The 26,233-nt window shown below is 60.1% G+C and carries 15 protein-coding genes; 8 read left to right on the top strand and 7 right to left on the bottom strand.

Going from position 1 to position 26,233, the window contains the following annotated elements; translation table 11 throughout:
- Positions 1-92: 92 nt before the first annotated feature.
- On the bottom strand, positions 93-4,046 hold the full coding sequence (putA, locus tag AB4N48_RS22175; protein WP_217851110.1) for a trifunctional transcriptional regulator/proline dehydrogenase/L-glutamate gamma-semialdehyde dehydrogenase: 3,954 nt from the start codon (positions 4,044-4,046) through the stop codon (positions 93-95).
- 458 nt (positions 4,047-4,504) lie between these two features.
- On the opposite strand from putA, the gene putP reads away from it, so the two are divergent.
- The 4 genes from putP to AB4N48_RS22155 all read left to right on the top strand — a co-directional run bounded on the left by putP (position 4,505) and on the right by AB4N48_RS22155 (position 9,710).
- Positions 4,505-5,989 (top strand): sodium/proline symporter PutP, encoded by a 1,485-nt coding sequence (gene putP, locus AB4N48_RS22170; protein ID WP_150638076.1) that lies wholly within the window; start codon positions 4,505-4,507, stop codon positions 5,987-5,989.
- 350 nt (positions 5,990-6,339) lie between these two features.
- A complete protein-coding gene (locus AB4N48_RS22165) occupies positions 6,340-8,355 on the top strand; it encodes a type VI secretion system Vgr family protein (RefSeq protein WP_305382058.1) in 2,016 nt (671 codons plus the stop codon).
- Complete coding sequence (locus AB4N48_RS22160; protein ID WP_252868677.1) at positions 8,345-9,058, top strand: DUF4123 domain-containing protein; 714 nt, start codon at positions 8,345-8,347, stop codon at positions 9,056-9,058. Before AB4N48_RS22165 ends, AB4N48_RS22160 begins: the two co-directional genes overlap by 11 nt.
- 331 nt (positions 9,059-9,389) lie before the next feature.
- Entirely contained in the window at positions 9,390-9,710 is a 321-nt protein-coding gene (locus AB4N48_RS22155) for a hypothetical protein (RefSeq protein WP_056787448.1), read from the top strand.
- A 17-nt stretch (positions 9,711-9,727) separates the two neighbouring features.
- Here AB4N48_RS22155 and AB4N48_RS22150 read toward each other — a convergent pair whose 3' ends face one another.
- Positions 9,728-10,159, bottom strand: coding sequence for a hypothetical protein (locus AB4N48_RS22150; RefSeq protein WP_071174180.1), 432 nt, complete (start codon positions 10,157-10,159; stop codon positions 9,728-9,730).
- Between the two features lie 331 nt (positions 10,160-10,490).
- Here AB4N48_RS22150 and AB4N48_RS22145 point away from each other — a divergent pair, with 331 nt between their 5' ends.
- The gene (locus AB4N48_RS22145; protein ID WP_460094330.1) at positions 10,491-11,330 is read left to right on the top strand and encodes a 23S rRNA (adenine(2030)-N(6))-methyltransferase RlmJ; all 840 of its coding nucleotides are present in this window, start codon (positions 10,491-10,493) and stop codon (positions 11,328-11,330) included.
- Positions 11,331-11,454: 124 nt separating this feature from the next.
- On the opposite strand, the gene msrA is transcribed toward AB4N48_RS22145, so the two are convergent.
- The 5 genes from msrA to aceE form a co-directional block, all read right to left on the bottom strand.
- The gene (gene msrA, locus AB4N48_RS22140; RefSeq protein ID WP_460094329.1) at positions 11,455-12,120 is read right to left on the bottom strand and encodes a peptide-methionine (S)-S-oxide reductase MsrA; all 666 of its coding nucleotides are present in this window, start codon (positions 12,118-12,120) and stop codon (positions 11,455-11,457) included.
- A 202-nt stretch (positions 12,121-12,322) separates the two neighbouring features.
- The gene (locus AB4N48_RS22135) at positions 12,323-15,019 is read right to left on the bottom strand and encodes a putative bifunctional diguanylate cyclase/phosphodiesterase (RefSeq protein WP_095180997.1); all 2,697 of its coding nucleotides are present in this window, start codon (positions 15,017-15,019) and stop codon (positions 12,323-12,325) included.
- Between the two features lie 254 nt (positions 15,020-15,273).
- On the bottom strand, positions 15,274-16,671 hold the full coding sequence (locus AB4N48_RS22130; protein WP_460094328.1) for an alkaline phosphatase D family protein: 1,398 nt from the start codon (positions 16,669-16,671) through the stop codon (positions 15,274-15,276).
- A 277-nt stretch (positions 16,672-16,948) separates the two neighbouring features.
- Positions 16,949-18,907: a dihydrolipoyllysine-residue acetyltransferase gene (gene aceF / locus AB4N48_RS22125; protein WP_056787460.1), complete on the bottom strand. Its 1,959-nt coding sequence runs from the start codon at positions 18,905-18,907 to the stop codon at positions 16,949-16,951.
- An 11-nt stretch (positions 18,908-18,918) separates the two neighbouring features.
- The gene (gene aceE, locus AB4N48_RS22120; protein ID WP_101156503.1) at positions 18,919-21,564 is read right to left on the bottom strand and encodes a pyruvate dehydrogenase (acetyl-transferring), homodimeric type; all 2,646 of its coding nucleotides are present in this window, start codon (positions 21,562-21,564) and stop codon (positions 18,919-18,921) included.
- A gap of 262 nt (positions 21,565-21,826) precedes the next feature.
- Between aceE and AB4N48_RS22115 the strand changes: the two genes are divergently transcribed.
- The 3 genes from AB4N48_RS22115 to waaF all read left to right on the top strand — a co-directional run bounded on the left by AB4N48_RS22115 (position 21,827) and on the right by waaF (position 26,233).
- The gene (locus AB4N48_RS22115) at positions 21,827-21,952 is read left to right on the top strand and encodes a hypothetical protein (RefSeq protein WP_256584330.1); all 126 of its coding nucleotides are present in this window, start codon (positions 21,827-21,829) and stop codon (positions 21,950-21,952) included.
- Entirely contained in the window at positions 21,949-24,888 is a 2,940-nt protein-coding gene (glnE, locus tag AB4N48_RS22110) for a bifunctional [glutamate--ammonia ligase]-adenylyl-L-tyrosine phosphorylase/[glutamate--ammonia-ligase] adenylyltransferase (RefSeq protein WP_460094327.1), read from the top strand. The genes AB4N48_RS22115 and glnE overlap by 4 nt, the downstream gene beginning before the upstream one ends.
- 310 nt (positions 24,889-25,198) lie before the next feature.
- Positions 25,199-26,233 (top strand): lipopolysaccharide heptosyltransferase II, encoded by a 1,035-nt coding sequence (waaF, locus tag AB4N48_RS22105; RefSeq protein WP_236168154.1) that lies wholly within the window; start codon positions 25,199-25,201, stop codon positions 26,231-26,233.

Genomic DNA, 26,233 nt, shown 5'->3' with positions numbered 1-26,233 from the left:
TGTCGACTGAAACGTTGTCTTCGCGAGCAGGCTCGCTCCCACAGAGTATTGCGTACCAGGCGACCATTGCGGTCGCCTGGATTTACAGCGGTTTAACCGATGGTCATCAAGCTGGCATTACCCCCCGCCGCAGCGGTGTTAACGCTCAATGCCCGTTCGATCACCAGACGCTCCAGGGCAATGTTGGTTTCGCCCTGGGACAATCCTTGAACGCCAACGATCGCGCCGCCACGCTGGGCGATCTGCTGGCAGACGCCGCGCAACTGGTCGGAGTGGCCGTGATGCAGCACGGCATCGAACACCACTTCGTCCTTGTTCCAGTCGGCAACGCGTTTGATCCGCGCCTGGACTTCCTTCGGCAGACGGGCGAGCAACGCCTTGGTCAGCTCGGTTTCCGGCCACACCGCCGAACCGCCAACCGCCAGCACCGCCGCCAGTTGCGTCAGCAGATCACCTTCAACTTCCGCCAGGCACAGCACGTGTTCGCGCGGCAGAATGGCGTAGCTGTTTTTCTCGCCGGTCGGGCCAGCCAGCACGCGGGTGATGCCGCTCTGCGATTGTGCTGCGTATTGCACGCACAGGGTGCTCAGATCGGCGAACTTGTTGTTGTCGGCCCAGGCTTTCAGAGCGTTCAACGATTGGCTCATGGCATCGCGCAAGCGCACGTCCGGGGCGACGATGGCGTCACCGCGAGCGAAGGATTGCTCGATGGCGTCGCTAGGACGCGTCGACAGCAAACGGTACAGATACAGCGGGCCGCCGGCTTTCGGGCCAGTACCCGACAAGCCTTCGCCGCCGAATGGCTGCACGCCGACCACGGCACCGACGATGTTGCGGTTGACGTAGACGTTACCGGCGTTGACGTTGTCGATCACCTTGGCGATGGTCTCGTCGATGCGCGTGTGCACGCCCAGCGTCAGGCCGTAACCGGAGGCGTTGATCTGACCGATCAGTTGATCCAGCTCTTTGCGCTTGTAGCGCACCACGTGCAGTACCGGGCCGAAGATCTCGCGTTGCAGTTCGTCGAAGCTTTCCAGCTCGATCAGGGTCGGCATGACGAAGGTGCCGCGCTTGATCTCTTCGCTGTCGGCAATCGCAACCTGGTAAACATTGCGACCTTTGTCGCGCATGCCCTGGATGTGCTTGTCGATGCCGGCCTTGGCTTCGGCGTCGATCACCGGACCGATGTCCACGGACAGACGCTCGGGGTTGCCGAGACGGCTTTCGGCCATGGCACCCTTGAGCATTTCGATGACGCGATCGGCGGAATCTTCCTGCAGGCACAGCACGCGCAACGCCGAGCAGCGCTGACCGGCGCTGTCGAAGGCCGACGACACTACGTCGATCACGACTTGTTCAGTCAAAGCCGAGGAATCGACGATCATCGCGTTCTGGCCACCGGTTTCGGCGATCAGCGGAATCGGACGGCCCTGGCTGTCGAGACGGCCAGCGATGTTGCGTTGCAGCAAGCGCGCGACTTCGGTGGAACCGGTGAACATCACGCCTTTGACGCGCTCGTCACCGACCAGACCGGCGCCGACGGTTTCACCGCGCCCCGGCAGCAGTTGCAGCACGCCTTCCGGGATGCCGGCTTCGAGCATCAGGCGCACAGCCTGAGCCGCTACCAGCGGAGTCTGCTCGGCCGGTTTGGCCAGTACCGGATTACCGGCAGCCAATGCCGCAGCGACCTGGCCGCTGAAGATTGCCAGCGGGAAGTTCCACGGGCTGATGCACACCACCGGGCCCAGTGGGCGGTGGGCGTCGTTGCTGAAATCGTTGCGCGCCTGCACCGCGTAATAACGCAGGAAGTCGACGGCTTCGCGGACTTCGGCGATGGCGTTGGCGTAGGTCTTGCCGGCTTCGCGAGCCAGCAGGCCCATCAGCGGCTGGATCTCGCCTTCCATCAGGTCAGCGGCACGTTCCAGGATCGCCGCACGTTCGGCCGGCGGGGTGGCCTGCCAGATCGGCGCGGCGTTCAGCGCGCATTGAATGGCGCTGTCGACATCTTCAACGGTAGCTTCTTGAACATGACCGACCACATCGCGGTGATCGGACGGGTTCAGCACGGCGACCGGCGTTTCGTTGCTGGACGCGCAACCGAGCATCGGCGCGGCTTTCCAGTCGTTGTGCGCGGTGGCGAGCAGGGCGCAGGACAGCGAGGCCAGACGATGTTCGTTGGCCATGTCGATGCCGCTCGAGTTGGCGCGCTCGGCACCGTACAGGTCACGCGGCAGCGGAATGCGCGGGTGCGGCAGGCCGAAACCACCTTCCACGGTGGCCATCTGCTCGATCTGCGCCACCGGATCGGCCACCAGTTCCTGAATCGAAATCGACTGGTCGGCGATACGGTTGACGAACGAAGTGTTGGCGCCGTTTTCCAGCAGACGACGCACCAGGTACGCCAGCAGGGTTTCGTGGGTGCCGACCGGTGCGTACACGCGGCACGGACGGTTCAGCTTGCCCTCGGAAACCTTGCCTACAACCTGTTCGTAGAGCGGTTCGCCCATGCCGTGCAGGCACTGGAACTCGTACTGGCCCGGGTAATAGTTCTGACCGGCGATGTGGTAGATCGCCGACAGGGTGTGGGCGTTGTGGGTGGCGAATTGCGGGTAGATGACTTCCGGCACCGACAGCAGTTTGCGTGCGCAAGCAATGTAGGAAACGTCGGTGTACACCTTGCGGGTGTAGACCGGATAGCCTTCCAGGCCTTCAACCTGGGCGCGCTTGATTTCGCTGTCCCAGTACGCGCCTTTTACCAGGCGGATCATCAGGCGATGGCGGCTGCGGCGGGCCAGATCGATCACGTAGTCGATCACGTACGGGCAACGCTTCTGGTAAGCCTGGATGACGAAACCGATGCCGTTCCAGCCAGTCAGCTGCGGCTCGAAGCACAGGCGCTCAAGCAGATCCAACGACAGCTCGAGGCGGTCGGCTTCTTCGGCGTCGATGTTCAGGCCGATGTCGTATTGCTTGGCCAGCAGGGTCAGCGACAGCAGGCGCGGATACAGCTCGTCCATCACGCGCTCGTACTGCGCACGGCTGTAGCGCGGGTGCAGCGCCGAGAGCTTGATGGAGATGCCCGGGCCTTCATAAATCCCACGGCCGTGGGACGCTTTGCCGATCGAGTGGATCGCCTGTTCGTACGAGGCCAGGTATTTCTGTGCGTCGACTTCGGTGAGTGCCGCTTCACCGAGCATGTCGTAGGAATAGCGGAAGCCTTTGGCTTCGAACTTGCTCGCATTGGCCAGTGCTTCGGCGATGGTTTCGCCGGTAACGAACTGCTCGCCCATCAGGCGCATGGCCATGTCGACGCCCTTGCGGATCATCGGCTCGCCGCTCTTGCCGATGATGCGGCTCAGCGACGAGGTCAGGCCGGCTTCGTTGTGAGTGGAAACCAGTTTGCCAGTCAGCAGCAGGCCCCAGGTCGCAGCGTTGACGAACAGCGAAGGGCTGTTGCCCAGGTGCGGATGCCAGTTGCCGGTGCTGATCTTGTCGCGGATCAGCGCATCGCGGGTGCCTTTGTCCGGGATGCGCAGCAGCGCTTCGGCCAGGCACATCAGCGCCACGCCTTCCTGGGACGACAGGGAGAATTCCTGCAACAGACCCTGAACAATGCCCGCGCGACCGCCGGCACTTTTCTGGTTACGCAGTTTTTCCGCGATGGTCGCCGCGAGCTTGTTGGTGGCTTCGGCCATAGGTGCCGGCAGGCGTGCCTGCTCGATCAGCATTGGCACCACTTCCGGCTCAGGACGGCGGTAAGCAGCGGTGATGGAAGCGCGCAGCACCGATTGCGGCAGGATGCTTTCAGCGAATTCGAGGAAGCATTGGTGAGCGTGATCGGTCTGCACTTCGCCCGCGTCATCGGCGTCTTTGGCGGTCAAACCGTTCAACTCGGTCAGGGTTGCACCACCCTCGAGTTTTTCCAGGTAATTGAAAATTGCCTGCTTGATCAGCCAGTGCGGCGTGCGATCAATCGAGGTTGCGGCAGCCTTCAGGCGCTCGCGGGTCGGGTCATCGAGTTTGACCCCAAGGGTGGTGGTAGCCATATTTTTATCCTCATGGTTGCCACAGTTGCGTGGCATCAGCTGGCCGCAAGATTAGCCGTGCGCTGAATGAGGTGCAACCGGGTGCAACCCTTTTTTTGCCGGAATAATACGCAGCTCGTCAGGAAATAATTTCTGGTACGAAAGTGCTGCTCCTGCTTGGTGCTTTTACTTCTAGCAAAGAGGCGTGACTGCCACAAAAGGGAGCAAAAACGGGGTGATCGTCGATTAATCCGACTGGGTGCAACTAATTCTCGCGAAACTGGTTGCACCTTATTTGCTTTGTTGCATAGCATTCGCCGCCAAGGTGCAACCGGGAATAACCCGGTGTACCGGCTGATGGCTTTCCTGGGGAAACATCAGTCTTAAATGCGCGGGATCCCGGATCGTCTGCCAAACGTCGTCGTTTGCGAGCGGTTCACTACCGCCGCTACATAAAAACAAAGCCAGGGCGTAACTCAATGAGCGTAAGCAATCCAACCCTGATCACGTTCGTGATCTACATCGCAGCAATGGTGCTGATCGGCTTCATGGCCTATCGCTCCACGAATAACCTTTCCGACTATATTCTCGGCGGTCGCAGCCTCGGCAGCGTCGTCACCGCGCTGTCTGCCGGTGCCTCCGACATGAGCGGCTGGTTGCTGATGGGCCTGCCGGGCGCCATCTACATGTCCGGTCTGTCCGAAAGCTGGATCGCCATCGGCCTGATCGTCGGTGCCTACCTGAACTGGCTGTTCGTCGCCGGCCGTCTGCGGGTGCAGACCGAGCACAACGGCGATGCACTGACTCTGCCGGACTACTTCTCCAGCCGTTTCGAAGATAAAAGCGGCTTGCTGCGGATTATCTCGGCGGTGGTGATTCTGGTGTTCTTCACCATCTACTGCGCCTCCGGCATCGTCGCCGGTGCGCGTCTGTTCGAAAGCACCTTTGGCATGTCCTACGAGACGGCGCTGTGGGCCGGTGCTGCGGCGACCATTGCTTACACCTTCGTCGGCGGTTTTCTCGCGGTGAGCTGGACCGACACCGTACAAGCGACCCTGATGATCTTCGCGCTGATCCTTACGCCGATCATCGTCCTGCTGGCCACCGGCGGCGTCGATACCACGTTCCTGGCCATCGAAGCGCAGGATCCGAGCAACTTCGACATGCTCAAAGGCACCACCTTCATCGGCATCATCTCGCTGATGGGTTGGGGTCTGGGCTACTTCGGCCAGCCGCACATCCTCGCGCGTTTCATGGCGGCGGATTCGGTGAAGTCGATCGCCAAGGCGCGTCGCATTTCCATGGCCTGGATGATCCTCTGCCTGGGCGGCACCGTGGCGGTGGGCTTCTTCGGTATCGCTTACTTCTCGGCGCACCCGGAAGTGGCCGGTCCGGTCACCGAGAACCCGGAGCGCGTGTTCATCGAACTGGCGAAAATCCTCTTCAACCCATGGGTTGCCGGTGTGCTGCTGTCGGCCATTCTGGCTGCGGTAATGAGCACCCTGAGCTGCCAGTTGCTGGTGTGCTCAAGCGCCCTGACCGAAGACTTCTACAAGACCTTTCTGCGCAAGTCCGCCTCCCAGCTTGAGCTGGTCTGGGTCGGTCGTGCCATGGTGCTGCTGGTAGCCTTGATTGCCATCGCGATGGCTGCCAACCCGGAAAACCGCGTACTGGGTCTGGTGTCCTACGCCTGGGCCGGTTTCGGTGCTGCGTTCGGTCCGGTGGTGCTGATCTCGGTCGTCTGGAAAGACATGACCCGCAACGGCGCCCTGGCCGGCATTCTGGTCGGCGCGATCACCGTGGTGGTCTGGAAGCATTTCGAACTGCTGGGTCTGTACGAAATCATTCCTGGCTTCATCTTCGCCAGCCTGGCCATCTACTTTGTCAGCAAGGCGGGTGAACCGACTCGCGGCATGGTTGAGCGTTTCGAGGCAGCGGAAAAAGACTTCCATCTGAACAAGTGATGGACTGAGCTTCGGCTCACATGAAAACGGCCCGCTTCCTACCGGAGGCGGGCCGTTTTTTATGGCCTGTGATTTCTCGAATCCTGTGGAAATCCATTGTGGGAGCGAGCCTGCTCGCGAATGCGATTGATCATTCAATGAATGTATCGACTGACATGCCGCTTTCGCGAGCAGGCTCGCTCCCACAGGGTGGGTGGCAGGTTTGATTGAATTGTCTGTAGTCGAACGGCCGAATTAACAAGGTCCTTTCAGCAAACCACGTAGGGCAAATCTGAATTTCCCGTCACCTGCTCATCACCCCTTGCCCCTCATGCAGAATCGCCCGCCCTCACACTGCAGAGAGACATCGGATGTTCGCGCCTGCCAATCAACCGCGTTTCACGTTGACCCTCGAAGGCGCCCAGCATGACCTCAAGGTCCTTGAGTTCACGGGCAGGGAAGCCATCAGCCAACCCTTTCGCTTCGAGCTGGAACTGGTCAGCGAGCGGCCGGACCTGGATCTGGAAAGCCTGCTGCATGGTCAGGCGTTTCTGAGTTTCGATGCTCAGGGTTGCGGTATTCATGGTCAGATTTATCAGGTCGGGCAGGGCGATTCCGGGAAACGTCTGACACGCTATCACCTCAGCCTTGTCCCGCGTCTGACGTATCTGGGGCATCGCATCAACCAGCGGATTTTTCAGCATCAGAACGTGCCGCAAATTGTCACGCAGATCCTCAAGGACCATTCGATCCTGCGCGATGCCTTTGAATTTCGCCTGGGCAGCGAATACCCGGAGCGCGAATACTGCGTGCAATACGCCGAAAGCGATCTGGCCTTCATCCAGCGTCTGTGTGCCGAAGTCGGCATTCATTACCACTTTCAACACAGCCCCGAAGGCCATTTGCTGGTATTCGGCGACGACCAGACCGTGTTCCCCAAGCTGCCCGAGCCGACGCTGTATCTGCCGGGCAGCGGCATGTCGGCGGGCGCGCCGGCGATTCAGCGTTTCAATGTGCGCGTGGAAACCCGCACCAGCGTCGTCACCCGGCGCGACTACAACTTCGAAAAACCACGCCTGTCGCTGGAAAGTCGCAGTGACGGCGAGCAGCGTCCAGTGCTGGAGGACTATCACTTTCCCGGTCAATTCAATGATCGCGAAACCGGCAAAGGCCTGACGCGCCGCGCGCTTGAACGTCATGTCGCCGATTACCGTCAAGCCGAAGGCACCAGCGACGAATCCTCGCTGGTCTGCGGCCATTTCCTGCAACTCACCGGGCATCCGCGCAGCGACTGGAATGATCTGTGGTTGCTCACCTGTGTCGAGCATCGCGGCCGTCAGCCGCAGGTGCTTGAGGAATCGGTGACCAGCGATGGCGAATCCTTCCAGGGCTACCGCAATACTTTCGTCGCCACGCCGTGGGACGTGGTCTTTCGTCCGGCGCTGTGCCCGGAAAAACCGCGCATGTCGGGCTACCAACCTGCCGTGGTCACCGGCCCGAAAGACCTTGAGATCCATTGCGATGAATACGGCCGGGTCAAAGTGCAACTGGCCTGGGACCGCGATGGCGAACTCAATGAGCACTCCAGTTGCTGGCTGCGCGTTGCGACCGGTTGGGCTCACGATCACTACGGCAGCGTGTTGATTCCGCGCGTCGGCATGGAAGTTTTGGTCGGCTTCATTGATGGCGATGCCGACAAGCCGCTGGTCATGGGTTGCCTGCCGAATGCGGCGACCCCGGTGCCGCTGGATCTGCCGGCAGACAAGACCCGCAGTATCTTCCGCAGCCAGAGCAGCCCTGGCGGTGGCGGTTATAACGAACTGCGCATCGAAGACAAAAAAGGCGCCGAGGAAATCTACCTGCGTGCCCAGCGCAACTGGACCCAGCATGTGCTCAACGACCAGCAGCTGCAGGTCGATAATCAGCGCAGTGTGGTGGTCACCGGCACCGCCCGCCATGAACTCAAGGCCGACGAGCAACGCATCACCCACGGCCAGCGCCAGACCGAAGTCAGGCAGGATGATCATTTGTCCGTGCTCGGCGACCGGCAGGTGCGGGTGAACAGCCAGGCCACCAGCGCCTCGGCGCAGATCCATATCAGCGCAGGCCAGCAAGTGGTCATTGATGGCGGCGCGAGCGCGACGATTCAGGCCGGGGGACAGTGGATCAACATTGGTCCCGGCGGAATTTTCAGCAGCGTGCCAATTGTTGTGGGCGGCGCGCCGATGGCGGCGACCAGCGCTGCGCCGGTGGTGCCGGGATTGCCGGAGAAACTGGCCGCTGCGCCGGCGGCGATTCTCACCGCCGCACAGATCATGAGTCTCAAAGGTGATGCGCCATTCTGCGAGGAGTGTGAGCGTTGTAAGGATGGTGTTTGTGCAGCGTGAGGAATTGACGCCCGAACAATGGCTGGCGCGGCAGCCGCTGCATGCGTCGGAACAACTGTTCGCCATTTTCAGCCGCGCCAGCGACGCCGATGCCTTCAAAGCCTGGCAGGGCACGGCGAATCCGGTCTGGGCCGAGACCATTTATGCCGAGTGGGACGCGGTGATGCCCTACGTGGGAATTGTCGCTGCAGACAGTGAGTTTTTACGTTGGGTGGCGGAAACAGAATCCCGGGATTGGGGATGGTTGGCGGTGTCTTCGGCGGATCTTGACGTGCTGGTCGAACATTTCCGCAGCCTCACTCAGGTGCTGATGCCGGACGGTAAAGCCGTGTTTTTCCGCTTTTGGGATGGTCGTTTTTTACTGCCTCTTTTGCACTCTGACGAGGTCATTCCCGCGCAATGGCTGCCAGTCGTTTCACGAGCCTTGATCAATGGCCAAGCCATTGAAATCGGGGGCCGTGCGCTGGTTTCGGGGCGGGTCTTTCCGTGGTGGAGCGTGCCGCAATCGCTGTTGGCGCAGACAGATGCAAGCGTACGCATCGCCAATGCTTTGCAATGGCTGAGCGAGGAGCAACCGGCCGTGTTCGAGGCGTTTCCCGAGGCTGTTTTGCGCTGCAAGGTCGGGCAGTTTTTCAAATTATCGATGTCGGAAGATTCGTCACGATCGTCCCTTCTGGAGTTTTTGCTGGCAGAGGCAGAGTGAAATTTCGGGGCAAACGCTTCGGACGTTTCCTTCGAATCGCGGCGGTTTTCATGAACTGGTGCGTGGTGGGTTGCAGAGATAGTCTTTTCGTTGTCACCGCGAGAGTGGTGGCAGGGTGAAGGATTCCCGCATTCATGACGTTACAGTTCGTTGGCTTTTTGCGGCACTTGGTTCAAGTCCGTAAGATCGTTCGCGGCGGCTGTGCGTGGGGCACGCTTCGGCGTGGCCGAGGTCCATGATTGCTCGGTTCCTACTCCCGCGCACAGCTGCCACCCTAACCCGTAGGAAGGTGTGATGGCGGCTCACGTTTATCAATCATGGGACCCGGAAAATGACCAATATGCATACTGATTCACCCTACGAAAAAATCACTCCTCACCCCGACAACCGCTTCATGGCCCTCACCGGCAATTGCAGCGACATGCCCAGCCTGTTCGTCGACACCCATGTGCCTCTCGATATCCTCATGGACGCTGCCAACCACCGCATCCGCGCCGTGGTCCAGGTCCTGGAAAACATGTGCATGCGCGGCTCGATCGAATGCGACTCCGTGATCCTCAGCGACTTCGCCCTGCTGTGCGCCATCCCATTGCGCGATGGCTGTGATGTGCTGGACGTCATCGGCAGACGCTTGCGCAGCATGCCCGCCTGAAAAAGATCAAAAGATCGTTAATAGATATCAACGCGTCGGTCGGAAATGTACGCATCCTGAGTTTTGATAAAAATGTTGAACGCCTCGGAGTTGTAGACATGCAGGCACCCAAGAAACACTACTTTTTCATTCGAGTATTTGCTGTTTGAAGGTGTCTGCTCGTAAGCCGCCAACACGTAGTTTCGGGTTTCTTTATAGGGATCGTGCAGCACCTGCAGCGTGTCTTCATTTTGCAGGATGGTATGCATGCCTTTGCCCATGAACGAATAGGCATTGGCGGACAGTGCAATGTCTTTTTCCAGCGCTGAGCGTTCGTTGAATGGCTTCAGGATGCAGTGGCTCAGCCCGTAGTTCTTTAGTGTCTGGCGTGCCTGTTCAATGTGGGTTTCGTCGGCAAGGGCGAGGTATGGACTAAGAAGGCCGAGTAAACAGATGATCAGATATCGCATGAATTTTTGACTTCCTGTCGTTGATGGTTAGCCAGTTTAACGCCATAAAAGCAAAGCCCCTCACCCTAGCCCTCTCCCAGAGGGAGAGGGGACTGACCGAGTTGTCTTGGTGTTGTACGCCGACCTGCGACTTCAGCGGTGAACTTCGTTTGGCCAAGCCTGAGATCACGTCGATCATTCAGGTCGATGTAACTCGCAAGATCGCCACCGTAAGTCCCCTCTCCCTTCGGGAGAGGGTTAGGGTGAGGGAAAGGCGTTTGTCCACTCGGCTGCGAACCCCTGACTTGCCGACCGGTAAAAGGTAAACTTTGCGGCCCTCGCAGGAGCAGCCATGAATTATCGTCACGCCTTCCATGCCGGCAATCACGCCGATGTGTTCAAACACCTGACCTTGACCCGCCTCATCGCTCTGATGTCGCGCAAGGAGCAGCCGTTTTCCTATCTCGACACGCACGCCGGCATCGGTCTGTATGACTTGCAGGGCGATCAGGCCAATCGCACCGGCGAGTACCTGGAAGGCATTGCGCGCTTGTGGGATCAGCCGGACCTGCCGGCGCTGACCGCTGATTACATGAAGGTGCTGCACGAGATGAACCCGGATGGCCAGTTGCGCTATTACCCGGGTTCGCCCGAGCTGGCGCGGCGCCTGACGCGGCCGCAGGATCGGGTGATGCTCAACGAGAAGCATCCCGAAGATGGCGTGTTGCTCAAGGACAATATGGCTGGCGATCGTCGGGTGAAGGTCCATTTGGGCGAGGGCTGGCACGTGGCGCGGGCGATGTTGCCGGTGCAGGAGAAGCGCGCGGTGATGCTGATCGATCCGCCGTTTGAGCAACTGGACGAGATGCAGCGCTGCGCGGCGTCGATGAAAGAAGCCATCGGCCGCATGCGCCAGACCGTGGCAGCGATCTGGTATCCGGTGAAGGATCAGCGTGCACTGCGGCGTTTCTATCAGGACCTGGCAGGCACGGGTGCACCGAAGTTGCTGCGTGTGGAGCTGCTGGTGCATCCGCTGGATACGCCGAACAGCCTGAACGGTTCCGGGCTGGCGATCGCCAATCCGCCGTGGGGGCTGGAAGAAGAATTGCGTGAGTTGCTGCCGTGGTTGTCGAAGAAGCTTGGGCAGACTCAGGGTGGCTGGCAGATGGATTGGTTGATTGCCGAGAGCTGATCGCCGAGCGATCGTTCCCACGCTCCGCGTGGGAATGCCTCAATGGACGCTCTGCGTCCGCTGTCAGGACGCGGAGCGTCCCGGGCTGCATTCCCACGCAGAGCGTGGGAACGATCAGGCGGGGTTAGTCGCCCGCCAGGCTCGCAGGCATGCAAACGCCGGTGCCGCCAATCCCGCAATAACCCTCAGGGTTCTTCGCCAGATACTGCTGGTGATACGCCTCGGCAAAGTACACGGTCGGGGCCTGGTCGATCTCGGTGCTGATTTCACCCAGACCGGCCTTGGCCAGTTCCGCCTGATACACGTCTTTGCTCTTCAGCGCCGCGTCCAGATGCTCAGGCGAGGTCGCGTAGATCACCGAGCGGTACTGGGTGCCGATGTCGTTGCCCTGACGCATGCCCTGAGTCGGGTTGTGCAGTTCCCAGAACATCGCCAGCAGTTCTTCGTAACTGACTCGGGCCTTGTCATACACCACCAAGACCACTTCGGCGTGGCCGGTCAGGCCCGAGCAGACTTCTTCATAAGTCGGATTTGGCGTGAAACCGCCGGCGTAACCGACCACGGTGCTGACCACACCTTCGCGCTGCCAGAAACGTCGTTCCGCGCCCCAGAAACAGCCCAGACCGAAAATCGCAAAGTCGACGTCCTGAAAGAATGGACCGAGCAGCGGGGTGTCTTCGAAGACAAAGTGTTTTTCCGGCAGGGTCATCGCGGTTTCGCGGCCGGGCAGGGCTTGTTCTTTGGTTGGAAGCACGTTTTTGTTCACCAGGATTTCCGAGCGCAGAACCATGAGCGTTCCTCTCAGTCAGGTTGGAGGTAAAAAGTCAGACCGCCAGTGTGCCGAATGATGCCGAGTTAATCACTACCCAATGTAGGAGCTGCCGAAGGCTGCGATCTTTTGATTTTGCTTTTTAAAAACCAGATCAAAAGATCGCAGCCTTCGGCAGCTCCTACAGGGGGCGGCATGTTATGGCGAGAATGGGGTAGCGGGGTTAGAGACAGAGCGGGCCGCGCGGATAGCGCTTGAGAGCCTGGATCAGCTCGCCGCCTGGAATCGGTCGGTCGAACAGATAACCCTGGCCGACGTCGCAACGATGCCGGCGCAGGAAGGCCAGTTGCTCGGCAGTTTCGATGCCTTCAGCCACAACCTTGAGTTTCAGGTTGTGAGCCATGGCGATCACCGCCGAGGTGATTTCCATGTCGTCCTGGTTGTCGGGGATTTCGTGGATGAAGCTGCGATCGATCTTGATGATGTCGATCGGAAATTTCTTCAGATAGCTGAGCGACGAGTACCCGGTGCCGAAGTCATCCATGGCCAGGGTCAGGCCCAGGCGCTTGAGCTGGTCGAGCTGCAAATGCGTGTCTTCGGTAGCTTCCAGCAGCAGGCCTTCGGTCAGCTCGAGTTCGAGCAGATTGGCCGGCAGCGCTTCTTCCCTGAGGATGTTGGCGATCGAGGCGACCAGATCCGGATCGGAGAACTGTTTCGGTGACAGATTGATTGCCACTTGCAGGTTGCCCAGGCCGGCAGCGGTCAAGGATTTGCTCATGCGGCACGCCTGACGCGCGATCCACTTGCCGATCGGAATGATCAGGCCGGTTTCCTCGGCGACGCTGATGAACTGATCCGGGCGAATCATGCCGCGCTCCGGGTGGTTCCAGCGCAACAGCGCTTCCATCCCCAGCAGACGACCGCTGCGCAGGCACAGTTTCGGCTGGTAGAACACGTCCAGCTCGTTCTGCGTGAGGGCGCGGCGCAGGTTGTTCTCGACGAACAGTTTGTAACTGGCCTCGGCGTTCAGCGCTTCAGTGAAGACCTGCAACTGGTGTTTGCCGTTGGCCTTGGCCTTGTGCAGTGCCAGACCGGCGTTGCGCATCAGGGTTTGCGGATCGCGCCCGTGCAGTGGCGCGCAGGCCAGGCCCACGGAGCCGGTGACGCTGATCAACTGATTGTCGACGAACATCGGCTTGTCGAGGGTCATCAGCAATTGACTGGCGATCTGCTGCCCGGCTTCAAGATCGGTGTCGTCGAGCAACACGGCGAACTCGTTACTGGCAAAACGCGCCAGGCTGCCACTCGGGCTGAGGCTGTTGCGCAAGCGCCGGGCGAGGCTGATCAACAGTTTGTCGCCGGTCTGGTGGCCGAGGCTGTCGTTGATCCGCTTGAAATTGTCGATGTCCACCAGCAACAGGCTGATCGGCGTATCGCTGTCGCGGGCGAAGCGCTCATCGAGATTGCGGATGAATGCCGGACGGTTGCCGAGGTTGGTCAGGTTGTCGGTATAGGCCAGGCGCTCGATACGTTGCTGCGCGAGTTTGGTCTGGGTGATGTCTTCGTAGATGCCGATGTAATGCGTCAGCTCACGGTTATCGCCATAGACCTTGGAGATCGACAGCTGGCCCCAGTACGGTTCGAGGTTCTTGCGTCGGCTCTTGAATTCGCCCTGCCAGCTGTTGCTCTGGGCCAGCGCCGAGGGCGCATCGAACAGCAGCTCGCTAAGATTTTCCAGGGCGGGCAATTCCGACAGGCGCTGGCCGTGGACTTCCTCGGTGGTGTACTGGGTGATCGCGGTGAAGCTCGGGTTGACGTACTCGACCACGCCGTCGCAGTTGACCAGCAAGAAGGCGTTGGCGCTTTGCTCGACCGCGCGCTGAAACAGGTGCAGGGCGCTGGTGGCAGTGCGGCGGTTGTGGTTGTTGATCACTTGTGCGAACTGGTCGGCCAGTTCGCCGGCAAAGGCGATTTCGTCGGACTGCCAGGCGCGGGTGACGCCGGTCTGTTCCAGGCACAACACGCCGACTACCTGGCCGTCGACGCGTATGCTGGCATCGAGCATGGCGTTGACGTCACGCGGACGCATCGCCTCGGCCATCTCGCGGGTACGCGGGTCGTGCATGGCGTTATGGGCATCGATGGCGCGGCTGCTGTGCAGGGCTTCCATGTAGTCGGGGAAGCCGCTGATATCGATCGGCTCCGGCAGGATGTATTCCTGGGTCGCGCGATGGTAAGCGGAGATCGGCAGCAAGCGCTGGCCTTCGAGGTTCCACAGGCTGGCGCAGTCGATCTCGTAGATATCGCAGGCGCAGCGGGTGATCAGTTCAGCGGCTTCCTGCAGCGAGTTGTGCGTGCTGTAGCGCTGGCGTGCGAGCAGCAGAATCAGATCCTGCTGGGCACGCACGCGCTCCAGATGCTGCAGTTGTTCCTGCTGGGCACGCTGGTTCAGCTCAAGGGCGATTTGCAGGCGCGAGTTCTGGGTTTCCAGATCCACCGAAGGCAGCGCCTGGGTTTCGTCGAACACCTCGTCGACCGCCAGCAGGTAGCCACGCAGCAAATGCCGGTTGTGCTGTTTGTAGGCTTCACCCAGCTCGAGGATGTTCAACGCGCCGGCGGCGGTGTGCAGGGTGTAGCGCACGACGTAATGTGCGCTTTTGCTCAGTTGCTGCTGGATCGCATCGTGCAGTTGATAGCGCGCCTCGGGCTCCATCAGGCTGGCGTAAGGCGAGCCGACCAGTGCGCAGAGCTCGACGGCCGGCTGGCCAAACTGGCGTTCGCAGTTGGGATCGAGGAACAGCATTGCCCAACTCGCTTCATTCAAGCGCTCGAAACGCAGCATGCCGAGCCGCGAGGGCACAGGCAACTGCGTCACTACCTCGGCCGCCATACGGCTGGCGGCATCGGGCTGGCTCTTCATGAAGGAAACTCGCTTGGAAATATGCTGAATGCGCCGGGCTCTCGCCCTCTTGTCTGTTGGCTGCGGCAAGGTTGCATCATTGCGGCACCGACTGACAAGAGAGATGAAGGCCAAGTGCTATAAGAATATGTCGGCTGCAGTGAACATTTCTCCAGTGCACAACTGAAATGAGCACAAGATCGCAGCTTCACGCAGCCCCAACAGGGTAATGCGCCTTGTGTAGAAGCTGCCGAAGGCTGCGATCTTTGGGTGTTTCAACACAATTTCATACTGATCGACTGCAACTTCTTGCCATCGCGGTCATGGTAATTGACCAATATCTGATCAGCCTCAACGACCACATGCGCAAAATTGTCTTGGCTCACCACTGCACTGGTCAGCTCGTGCCGATAATCCCCTGCCGCCGTGCGCACCAGCGGTTGATCGAGGATAAACGTCGAGGCCTTGGCATACGGCAGCAATTTGCTGTTGTGCAGCGGCGAGGACACGATGGTGTGCACTTCGAAATCGGCGTCCTCGCTGTGAGACAGGCGACTTGTCAGAGAGCCATGAACGTCGCCGGAGACGAACACCACGTTCTTGATCCGGTGAGTGCGGATGGTTTCCAGCAGGCGCAGACGCTGTTCGGGAAATGCTTTCCAGGCATCGTCACCGTTGAACTTGCGATCGGGATAGAACATCACGCTGGTCATCACGAACTTCACTCGCGCCGGGCTATGGATCAGCCATCGCAGCAGGGCCTGTTCTTGCTCGATGTCGAGAATGCGCCGGTCATCCTTCGACAAGTTGCGTCGGGTGCGGCTGTCGGTGACGAACCAGGCGATATCGCTGTCGCCAAACTGATACCAGTAATGCTTCAACGTATCCCGGTCTATCTGACCCTTCTCATTACATGCATAAACCGGGCTGTGGCTGGCTTGATAAAGTTCATAAGCGGCCATGGCGTTGCGATATAAGTCCTCGTCCGCTGCGGAGGCATTGGCAGGCCAGTTATCTTCTATTTCATGATCGTCGAGCATCATGTAAGTCGATGTATTGGACATCAGTCGCTGAATATTCGGTTGCGAAAATGCCGTTCGATATTTCTTCAGGATGTCTTTGGCTTCGCGATCCGGAGCAATGACATTCAAATCATCTACATACACTTGATCTCCGGTCATGATCACCGCGCTGACGGGTAGATGACTGTTCTCGACCAGTCGATTGATCGAGCCAAAGATGCGGTCGCCCAGTTGCGGCAAGGAAGCGACGCCAGCGGTAATCCGCAGATAACGGCACGAACCGACGACAAACCCCCGAGGCTGGCTGGCTTTCGCGGTGCGGGTGCGAAAGCGGTAGAGCTGTCGCGGCCATTGCAATGGAAACTCAATGACCGTGTCGATGGTATGCACCGGATTCATCGGGCTTAACCAGCCGGCTTGATATTCGTATTCACAATCAGCTTCGAGATCCTGCAATACCAGTACACCCGACATGTCATTGGCCGGGTTCAAAAGTGCAAATACGCTGTTCGACCATTTTTCCGTGCCGGCCTTGCGAGCGCGAACTCCGGCAAATACACGTTTTTTGTCCTGTTGTTCGCCGCGCATGAAAATGCGCACTTGGTTAGTTGTGGTGTGGCCCACGATGGGGCCGATAGTCGGTTTGAACATGATCGATTCCGTTCGAGATTTTAATAAACAAGAATTAAATAAGCGGAGCGTGTTGAAGCAACTTTCCTGAGCAGAGGTTAGTTGGCCAGCGGCGGAAAATATTGGCGTTAAGTGGACCAGACCTGTGGCCGATGTCAGCGCAGGTTGTAGGAAAGAGGCGCGATCCGGTTTATTTCAGGCAAAAAAAAGCCCCGTCAATTGACGGGGTTGAGGTACGAGCGTGTGGCGCTCGAAAGGGTGCAGCAAGCGGCCCTCCGTCGCCGGAGGGCCGTTTGGGTTACAGCAGGATGGTGCGGATGTCGCCCAACAGACTGCCCAGACGCTGAGTAAAGCGTGCCGCTGCAGCGCCGTTGATCACGCGGTGATCGTAGGACAGCGACAGTGGCAGCATCAGCTTCGGCTGGAAGGCTTTGCCGTCCCAGACTGGCTGGATGGTTGCCTTGGAAACACCGAGGATCGCCACTTCCGGCGCGTTGACGATCGGCGTGAAGCCGGTGCCGCCAATATGACCGAGGCTGGAAATGGTGAAGCAGGCACCCTGCATCTCGTCCGAGGACAGCTTCTTGGTGCGCGCTTTTTCAGCCAGCGAAGCCGCTTCGGCTGCCAATTGCAGCAGGCTCTTCTGGTCGACGTTCTTGATGACCGGCACCAACAGGCCATCCGGAGTGTCGACGGCGAAGCCGATGTTCACGTATTTCTTGCGGATGATCGCCTTGCCGCTTGGCGCCAGCGAACTGTTGAAGTCCGGCAGCTCCTTGAGCAAGTGCGCGCAGGTCTTGAGCAGCAGCGGCAGGATGGTCAGCTTGACGCCAGCCTTCTCGGCCACGGCTTTCTGCGCAACACGGAAAGCTTCCAGCTCGGTGATGTCCGCCGAGTCGAATTGCGTCACGTGTGGCACGTTCAGCCAGCTGCGGTGCAGGTTGGCGGCGCCGACCTGCATCAGTCGGGTCATCGGCACTTCTTCGATTTCGCCGAAACGGCTGAAATCGACCACCGGAATCGGCGGAATGCCCGCACCACCGGTAGCGCCGCCGGCAGCGGCCGGCGCTTCCTTGGCCTTCTGCATCATCGCCTTGACGTAAACCTGCACGTCTTCCTTGAGGATGCGACCGTGCGGACCGCTGGCGCCAACAGCGCTCAGCTCGACGCCGAACTCACGGGCCAGTTGACGCACGGCAGGGCCGGCGTGAACTTTCGCGCCCGGCTTGGCCGGTGCGGCGGCTGGAGCGGCGGCAGCAGGTGCAGCGGCAGCCGGAGCAGCAGCGGCAGGTGCCGGAGCGCTCGGAGCTGCGGCAGCTGGAGCCGGGGCAGCAGCAGGGGCCGCGCCTTTGACTTTCAGCTTGAGGATCAGATCGCCGGTACCGACTTCGTCATCCAGCTTGATGGAAACGCTTTCCACCACGCCAGCGGCAGGTGATGGGATTTCCATGCTTGCCTTGTCGGATTCCAGGGTGATCAGCGACTGGTCGGCTTCAACGGTATCGCCCGCCTTGACCAACACTTCGATGATCTTGGCTTTGCCAGCCGAGCCGATGTCCGGAACGTGGATGTCCTGAACGCTGTCGGCAACCGGTGCTGCTGGCGCGGCTGCCGGAGCAGGCGCAGCGGCAGCGGCCGGTGCAGCAGCCTGGGCCGGAGCGGCAGCCGCAGGGGCCGCAGCACCCGCCACTTCCAGATCCAGAATCAGGTCGCCAGTGCCGACTTCGTCGTTGAGCTTGACGCTGATGGCCTTGACCACGCCAGCGGCAGGCGACGGGATTTCCATGCTCGCCTTGTCGGATTCCAGAGTGATCAGCGATTGATCAGCTTCGACGCTGTCGCCGACCTTGACCTGAATCTCGATGATCTGTGCCTTGCCCGACGAACCGATGTCCGGCACGTGCACTTGCTGTACCGAAGCGGCAGCAGGAGCAGCGGCAGGCGCGGCAGCAGCAGGTGTCGCAGCCGGTTTCTCTTCGGCTTTGGCAGGAGCAGCGGCAGGAGCAGGGGCCGCTTCGGCAGCGCCCTCGACTTCCAGCTCAAGCAGTTCGTCGCCTTCTTTCAGACGGTCGCCCAGCTTCACTTTCAGGCTCTTGATGACGCCGGCTTTCGGGGCCGGCACTTCCATGCTGGCCTTGTCCGATTCCAGGGTCAGGATGCTCTGGTCGGCTTCGATGCGGTCGCCGACCTTCACAAACAGTTCAATTACTTCACCTTCACCGCTGCCGATGTCAGGTACGCGAATGAGTTCGCTCACAAAATGTCTCCTCAGCAGTCCAGTGGGTTGCGTTTTTCCGGGTCGATGCCGAACTTGGCGATGGCTTCGGCCACAACCTTAGGTTCGATATCACCACGGTCAGCCAGTGCTTCCAGGGCTGCCAACACCACGAAATGACGGTCGACTTCGAAGAAATGACGCAGTTTCTTGCGGCTGTCGCTGCGGCCGAAACCGTCGGTGCCCAGGACTTTGAATTCCTTGGACGGTACCCACTGACGGATCTGCTCGGCGAACAGCTTCATGTAGTCGGTAGAAGCAATGACCGGACCTTTACGGCCGTTCAGGCACTCTTCGACGTAGCTCAGCTTAGGCTTCTGACCAGGCTTGAGACGGTTGCTGCGCTCTACGGCCAGGCCGTCGCGACGCAGTTCGTTGAAGCTGGTAACGCTCCACACGTCGGCGCCGACGTTGAACTCTTCACGCAGGATCTTCGCCGCTTCACGCACTTCACGCAGGATGGTGCCGGAGCCCATCAGTTGAACGTGGTGCGCCGCATCGCGGGTGTCTTCCTCGAGCAGGTACATGCCTTTCTTGATGCCTTCTTCGGCACCGGCCGGCATGGCTGGCTGCTGGTACGACTCGTTCATCACGGTGATGTAGTAGAAGATGTCCTGTTGCTCTTCGGTCATCTTCTTCATGCCGTCCTGAATGATCACCGCCAGCTCGTAGCCGTAGGTCGGATCGTAGGTGCGGCAGTTCGGGATGGTCGCGGCCAGCAGGTGGCTGTGACCGTCTTCGTGCTGCAGACCTTCACCGTTCAGGGTGGTACGCCCGGCGGTGCCGCCGATCAGGAAACCACGGGTACGGCTGTCACCAGCGGCCCAGGCCAGGTCGCCGATACGCTGGAAGCCGAACATCGAGTAGAAGATGTAGAACGGCAGCATCGGCTGGTTGTGACTGGAGTACGAAGTACCGGCAGCGATGAACGAGCTCATGGCGCCTGCTTCGTTGATGCCTTCTTCAAGGATCTGACCTTTCTGGTCTTCCTTGTAGAACATCACCTGGTCTTTATCGACTGGCTCGTAGAGCTGGCCGACGGAGGAGTAGATACCCAGCTGACGGAACATGCCTTCCATACCGAAGGTACGGGCTTCGTCCGGGATGATCGGGACGATGCGCGGGCCGATTTCCTTGTCCTTGACCAGTTGCGCGAGGATCCGCACGAAAGCCATGGTGGTGGAAATTTCACGGTCGCCCGAGCCATCGAGGATGGCTTTCAGAGTGTCCAGATCCGGAGTCGGTACGCTGAAGCTCTGCGCGCGGCGCTGTGGCACGAAACCGCCCAGTGCGGCACGACGCTCGGCGAGGTAGCGGGCTTCGGCGCTGTTTGGCTCTGGTTTGAAGAACGGCAGGTTCTCCAGTTCTTCGTCCTTGACCGGGATGTCGAAGCGGTCGCGGAACAGCTTCAGGCTGTCGACGTCGACTTTCTTGGTGTTGTGCGCAGTGTTTTTCGCTTCGCCGGCACCGGTGCCATAACCCTTGATGGTCTTGGCGAGGATGACGGTCGGTTGTTCCTTGTGGTTGACCGCTTCGTGGTACGCCGCGTAGACCTTGTACGGGTCGTGGCCGCCACGGTTGAGTTTCCAGATCTCGTCGTCGGACAGATCGGCAACCATCGCCTTGAGTTCAGGCGTGTTGAAGAAATGCTCGCGAACGAACGCGCCGTCTTTGGCTTTGTAGTTCTGGTATTCGCCGTCGATGACTTCGTCCATGCGGCGTTGCAGGATGCCGTCGACGTCTTTGGCCAGCAGCGGGTCCCAGAAACGGCCCCAGATGACTTTGGTCACGTTCCACTGCGCACCACGGAACACGCCTTCGAGTTCCTGGATGATCTTGCCGTTGCCGCGAACCGGGCCGTCGAGGCGCTGCAGGTTGCAGTTGATGACGAAGATCAGGTTGTCCAGCTTCTCGCGGCCGGCCAGGGAGATCGCGCCCAGGGATTCCGGCTCGTCGCACTCGCCGTCGCCCAGGAAACACCAGACTTTCTGTTTGCCCGGCTGGATGAAACCGCGGTGCTCCAGGTACTTCATGAAGCGCGCCTGGTAGATCGCCTGGATCGGACCCAGACCCATCGATACGGTCGGGAACTGCCAGAAGTCAGGCATCAGCCAAGGGTGCGGATAGGACGACAGGCCTTGACCATCGACTTCCTGACGGAAGTTGTTCATCTGGTCTTCGGTGATGCGGCCTTCCATGAATGCGCGGGCGTAAACGCCTGGCGAGGTGTGGCCCTGGAAGTAGATCAGGTCGCCGCCATGTTCGTCGGTCGGGGCCTGGAAGAAATAGTTGAAGCCGATGTCATACAGGGTCGCACTGGAAGCGAAGCTGGAGATGTGACCACCCAGGTCCGAATCTCGCAGGTTCGTGCGCATTACCATGGCCATCGCGTTCCAGCGTACCAGCGAGCGAATGCGGCGTTCCATGAACAGGTCGCCAGGCATGCGTGCTTCGTGGGTAACGGGGATCGTGTTGCGGTAAGGCGTGGTGATCGCGTAAGGGAGCTGCGAGCCGCTGCGGGTCGCGAGTTCGCCCATACGGGTCATCAGATAGTGAGCACGGTCTTCGCCTTCTTTGTCGAGAACCGATTCCAGGGCGTCCAGCCATTCCTGGGTTTCGACGGGATCGAGGTCTTGCATGGCTTGCTCCAGGGCGGAAAGGCTTCCAGAATCGGTTGCCTGAGTTTGCGACTGGCCTTGTGGGCAGACGATTTAAAATTCTTGGATTGCCGACAGGTTGTTCCGGCGGCGTGTAGTTTTACTACAAATCTTCCGGCATTTCAGCCTTTCGAATGTATAGACGAGTAGTAAAACTACAGATGAAAGGCTTGTGGCCTCCGACTGCGTTGTGAGAATAATCGTTAAGGCGGGTCGATTTCCATCCGAATAAGGTGAAAGTTTGATGCTGGATGCCAAAGAAGAAGAAATTTCAGCTATTTCTAACTTTTGTTCGACAGTCCTTCACGTAGCGGGTTTTCATCATTCACTACAAGCGGCCCTTATTACGCCGATCAAGGATAGACCATGACCCTGCCCGTGCTTGCCGAACTGCCCGCCATTCTCCTGCCGTTGGTCAGCCGATCCGAGCAGTCGTTCCGTACGTCCGTCGCCGCCCTTGAAGACGATCACGGCCTGTCGAACTGGACGCCGGAGCGCTGGGCGCAATTCGCCCGCGTCAGCGCCGCCAGCGAATTTGTCATTGAACAGAGCATTCGTGACCCTTTGATGTTGCTGTCGCTGGTGGCGTCCGGCGAACTTGATCGGGCGTTCGCGCCTGGCGAACTGTGCGCACAGATCGCCGCCGCCGTGAACTGCGCGCAGAGCGAAGACGAACTCGGCCGCGCCTTGCGCCGCCAGCGTGCACGGCATCAGGTGCGGATCATCTGGCGCGACCTGACCCGTCAGGCCGATCTGGTGCAGACCTGCCGTGATCTATCGGACATGGCCGACGCCACCATCGATCAAGCCTATCAATGGTTGTACAGCCGCCATTGCGAGCAATTCGGCACACCCACCGGCCGGCGCAGCGGTGAGCCGCAGCAGATGGTCATCCTTGGCATGGGCAAACTCGGCGCGGTCGAGCTGAATCTGTCTTCCGACATCGACCTGATCTTCGCCTACCCCGAAGGCGGCGAAACCGTCGGCGTGAAACGCTCGCTGGATAATCAGGAATTCTTCATCCGCCTCGGCCAGCGTCTGATCAAGGCGCTCGATCCGATGACCGTCGACGGCTTCGTGTTTCGCGTCGACATGCGCCTGCGCCCATACGGATCGTCCGGCGCGCTGGTGCTCAGCTTCAATGCGCTGGAGCAGTATTACCAGGATCAGGGCCGCGACTGGGAACGCTACGCGATGATCAAGGCGCGGGTGGTGGCTGGCGATCAGGTTGCCGGCGCGCAGTTGCTCGATATGCTGCGGCCGTTCGTTTATCGGCGCTATCTGGACTTCTCGGCGATCGAAGCGCTGCGCACCATGAAGCAGTTGATCCAGCAGGAAGTACGGCGCAAGGGCATGGCCGACAACATCAAGCTCGGCTCCGGCGGCATCCGCGAGGTCGAGTTCATCGCTCAGGCATTTCAATTGATCCACGGTGGCCGCGACCTGAGCCTGCAACAGCGTCCTCTATTAAAGGTGCTGAGCACGCTGGAAGGGCAAGGCTATCTGCCGCCGGCGGTGGTCAGTGAGTTACGCGAGGGTTACGAGTTTCTGCGTTACACCGAACATGCCATTCAAGCGATTGCCGACCGCCAGACGCAGATGCTGCCGGACAGCGCGCAGGATCAGGCGCGCATCGCCTTCATGCTGGGTTTCGCCGATTGGCCGGCATTCCACGAACAGCTGATGTACTGGCGCGGGCGCGTGGCCTGGCATTTCGCCCAGGTGATCGCTGATCCCGACGAAGAAGAGGGCGGCGAAAGCGAAGTGGTGGTCGGTGGTGAATGGCTGCCGCTGTGGGAGGAAGAGCAGGACGAAGAGGCCGCGTGCCGGCAGTTGCAGGAGGGCGGTTTCGTCGATGCCGGCAAAGCGCTGAAAGCGCTGGCCGGTTTGCGTGGCAGTCCGCAATTGCGCGCGATGCAGCGGCTGGGGCGCGAGCGTCTCGATGCTTTTATTCCGCGACTGCTCGCGCAAGCGGTGGAGCACGACAATCCCGATCTGGTGCTCGAGCGCGTGCTGCCACTGGTGGAAGCGGTGGCGCGGCGTTCGGCGTATCTGGTGTTGCTCACGGAAAACCCCGGTGCGCTGCGCCGCCTGCTGACCTTGTGTGCGGCGAGCCCGTGGATTGCCGAGCAGATCACGCGCTTCCCGCTGCTGCTCGACGAATTGCTCAACGAAGGTCGGCTGTTCAAGCCGCCGCTGGCGCCGGAACTGGCGGCCGAGTTGCGCGAGCGGCTGACACGAATTCCCGAGGACGACCTCGAGCAGCAAATGGAAGCCCTGCGCCATTTCAAACTGGCGCACCGCTTGCGCGTCGCCGCCTCGGAAATTGCAGGCAGCCTGCCGCTGATGAAAGTCAGCGATTACCTGACCTGGCTGGCCGAAGCGATTCTCGAACAGGTGCTGGCCCTGGCCTGGCGGCAGACCGTGGCCAAGTACGGCACGCCGCTGCGCACCGACGGCACGCTGTGCGATCCCGGCTTCATCATTGTCGGTTATGGCAAAGTCGGCGGCCTGGAATTGGGGCATGGTTCCGATCTGGATCTGGTGTTCATCCATGACGGCGATCCGCAGGCGGAAACCGACGGGCCGAAATCCATCGACGGCGCGCAGTTCTTCACGCGCCTGGGGCAGCGGATCATTCACCTGCTCACAGCGCAGACCAACTCCGGCCAGCTGTATGAAGTGGATATGCGCCTGCGGCCGTCCGGCGCTTCCGGGCTGCTGGTGAGTTCCCTCGGCGCGTTCGCCCGCTATCAGGAAAATGAAGCCTGGACGTGGGAGCATCAGGCTTTGGTGCGCGCGCGGGTGCTGGTGGGCAGTCAGGATGTTGGCCAGGCCTTCGAAAAAGTCCGTGCGCAAGTATTGGGCAAACCACGGGATCTGGCCAAACTGCAACAGGAAGTCAGCGAGATGCGCGCCAAGATGCGCGACAACCTTGGTACCCGCAGCACCGCAGCCGGCACGGCGGCGAATGCGTTCGACGCGGGCGTGCCGTTCGACCTCAAGCAGGACGCCGGAGGTATCGTCGATATTGAATTTATGGTGCAATACGCGGCCCTGGCGTGGTCGCACAGCCATCCGCCGCTGCTGCGCTGGACCGATAACATCCGCATTCTGGAAGAGCTGGAACACGAAGGGCTGATGCCCGCCGAAGATGCCAGTCTGTTGCGCGAGGCCTACAAAGCCTACCGCTCCGCCGCCCACCGGCAGGCCTTGCAGAAGGACGCCGGGGTAATACCGGGCGACCAGTTTGCCGACGAACGCCGGCAGGTTTTGCGGATATGGAAAGAGATGGGGCTAAGCTGAAAAAGCGCCAATGAAGACAATGAGATTCAAAAGGTGGGAGCGAGCCTGCTCGCGAACGCGGAGTGTCAGTCAACAGCAATGTTGAACGTGCCGGCCCCTTCGCGAGCAGGCTCGCTCCCACAGTGATCTGCGCTGAGCGCAGTAATGTGAACAGATGCAAAACAATGTAGGAGTGAGCCTGCTCGCGATAGTGGAGTGACAGTCGACAGTCATGTTGAAGGAAATGACCCATCGCCAGCAGCGCCGCTTCCACAATGATTATCGAGGCGGGGAGGCGTAAATGCCTCCCCGGTTCGTTTTTGGAAACCACATGAATATTCTGATCGTTGGGCCCAGTTGGGTCGGTGACATGGTGATGGCGCAGACACTGTTTCAGTGTCTCAAGCAGCGCCACCCACAGTGCGAAATCGACGTGCTGGCCCCCGAGTGGAGCCGGCCGATCCTTGAGCGCATGCCCGAGGTACGCAAGGCCTTGAGCTTCCCGCTCGGCCATGGCGCGCTGGAACTGGCGACGCGCCGGCGCATCGGCAAATCTCTGCGCGGTCAGTACGATCAGGCGATCCTGCTGCCCAACTCGCTGAAGTCGGCGCTGGTGCCGTTTTTCGCCGGCATCCCGAAACGCACTGGCTGGCGCGGCGAATTCCGCTATGGCCTGCTCAACGACGTGCGCACTCTCGACAAAGAACGCTACCCGCTGATGATCGAGCGCTTCATGGCCTTGGCCTATGAAGCCAACGCCGAGCTGCCGAAGCCGTACCCGCGCCCGAGTCTGCAAATCGACCCGGTGACCCGCGAGGCGGCACTGGTCAAGTTCGGCCTGAGCCTCGATCGCCCGGTCCTGGCCCTGTGCCCCGGCGCCGAGTTTGGCGAATCCAAGCGCTGGCCGTCCGAGCATTACGCCAAGGTCGCCGAAGCGCGCATCCGCGAAGGTTGGCAGGTGTGGCTGTTCGGCTCGAAAAACGATCACGCGGTCGGTGAAGATATCCGCGCACGTTTGATCCCGGGCCTGCGCGAAGAATCGGTCAACCTCAGCGGCGGCACCTCGCTGGCCGAGGCCATTGACCTGCTGTCCTGCGCCGATTCCGTTGTGTCCAATGACTCCGGCCTGATGCACGTAGCTGCGGCATTGAATCGTCCGCTGGTCGCGGTATACGGCTCGACCTCGCCGGGCTTCACCCCGCCGCTGGCTGAGCAGGTCGAGATCGTGCGCCTGGGCATCGAATGCAGCCCGTGCTTCGATCGCACTTGCCGGTTCGGCCATTACAACTGCCTGCGTCAGTTGATGCCGGAAGCGGTCAACGATGCCTTGCAGAAGTTGCAGGGCTCCGTGGTCGAGGTTCATTAA

Source organism: Pseudomonas sp. S2_C11, from assembly GCF_054668395.1.
The sequence above is the reverse complement of the archived record's forward strand: the minus strand, read 5'-3'. Positions and strand labels throughout refer to the sequence as shown.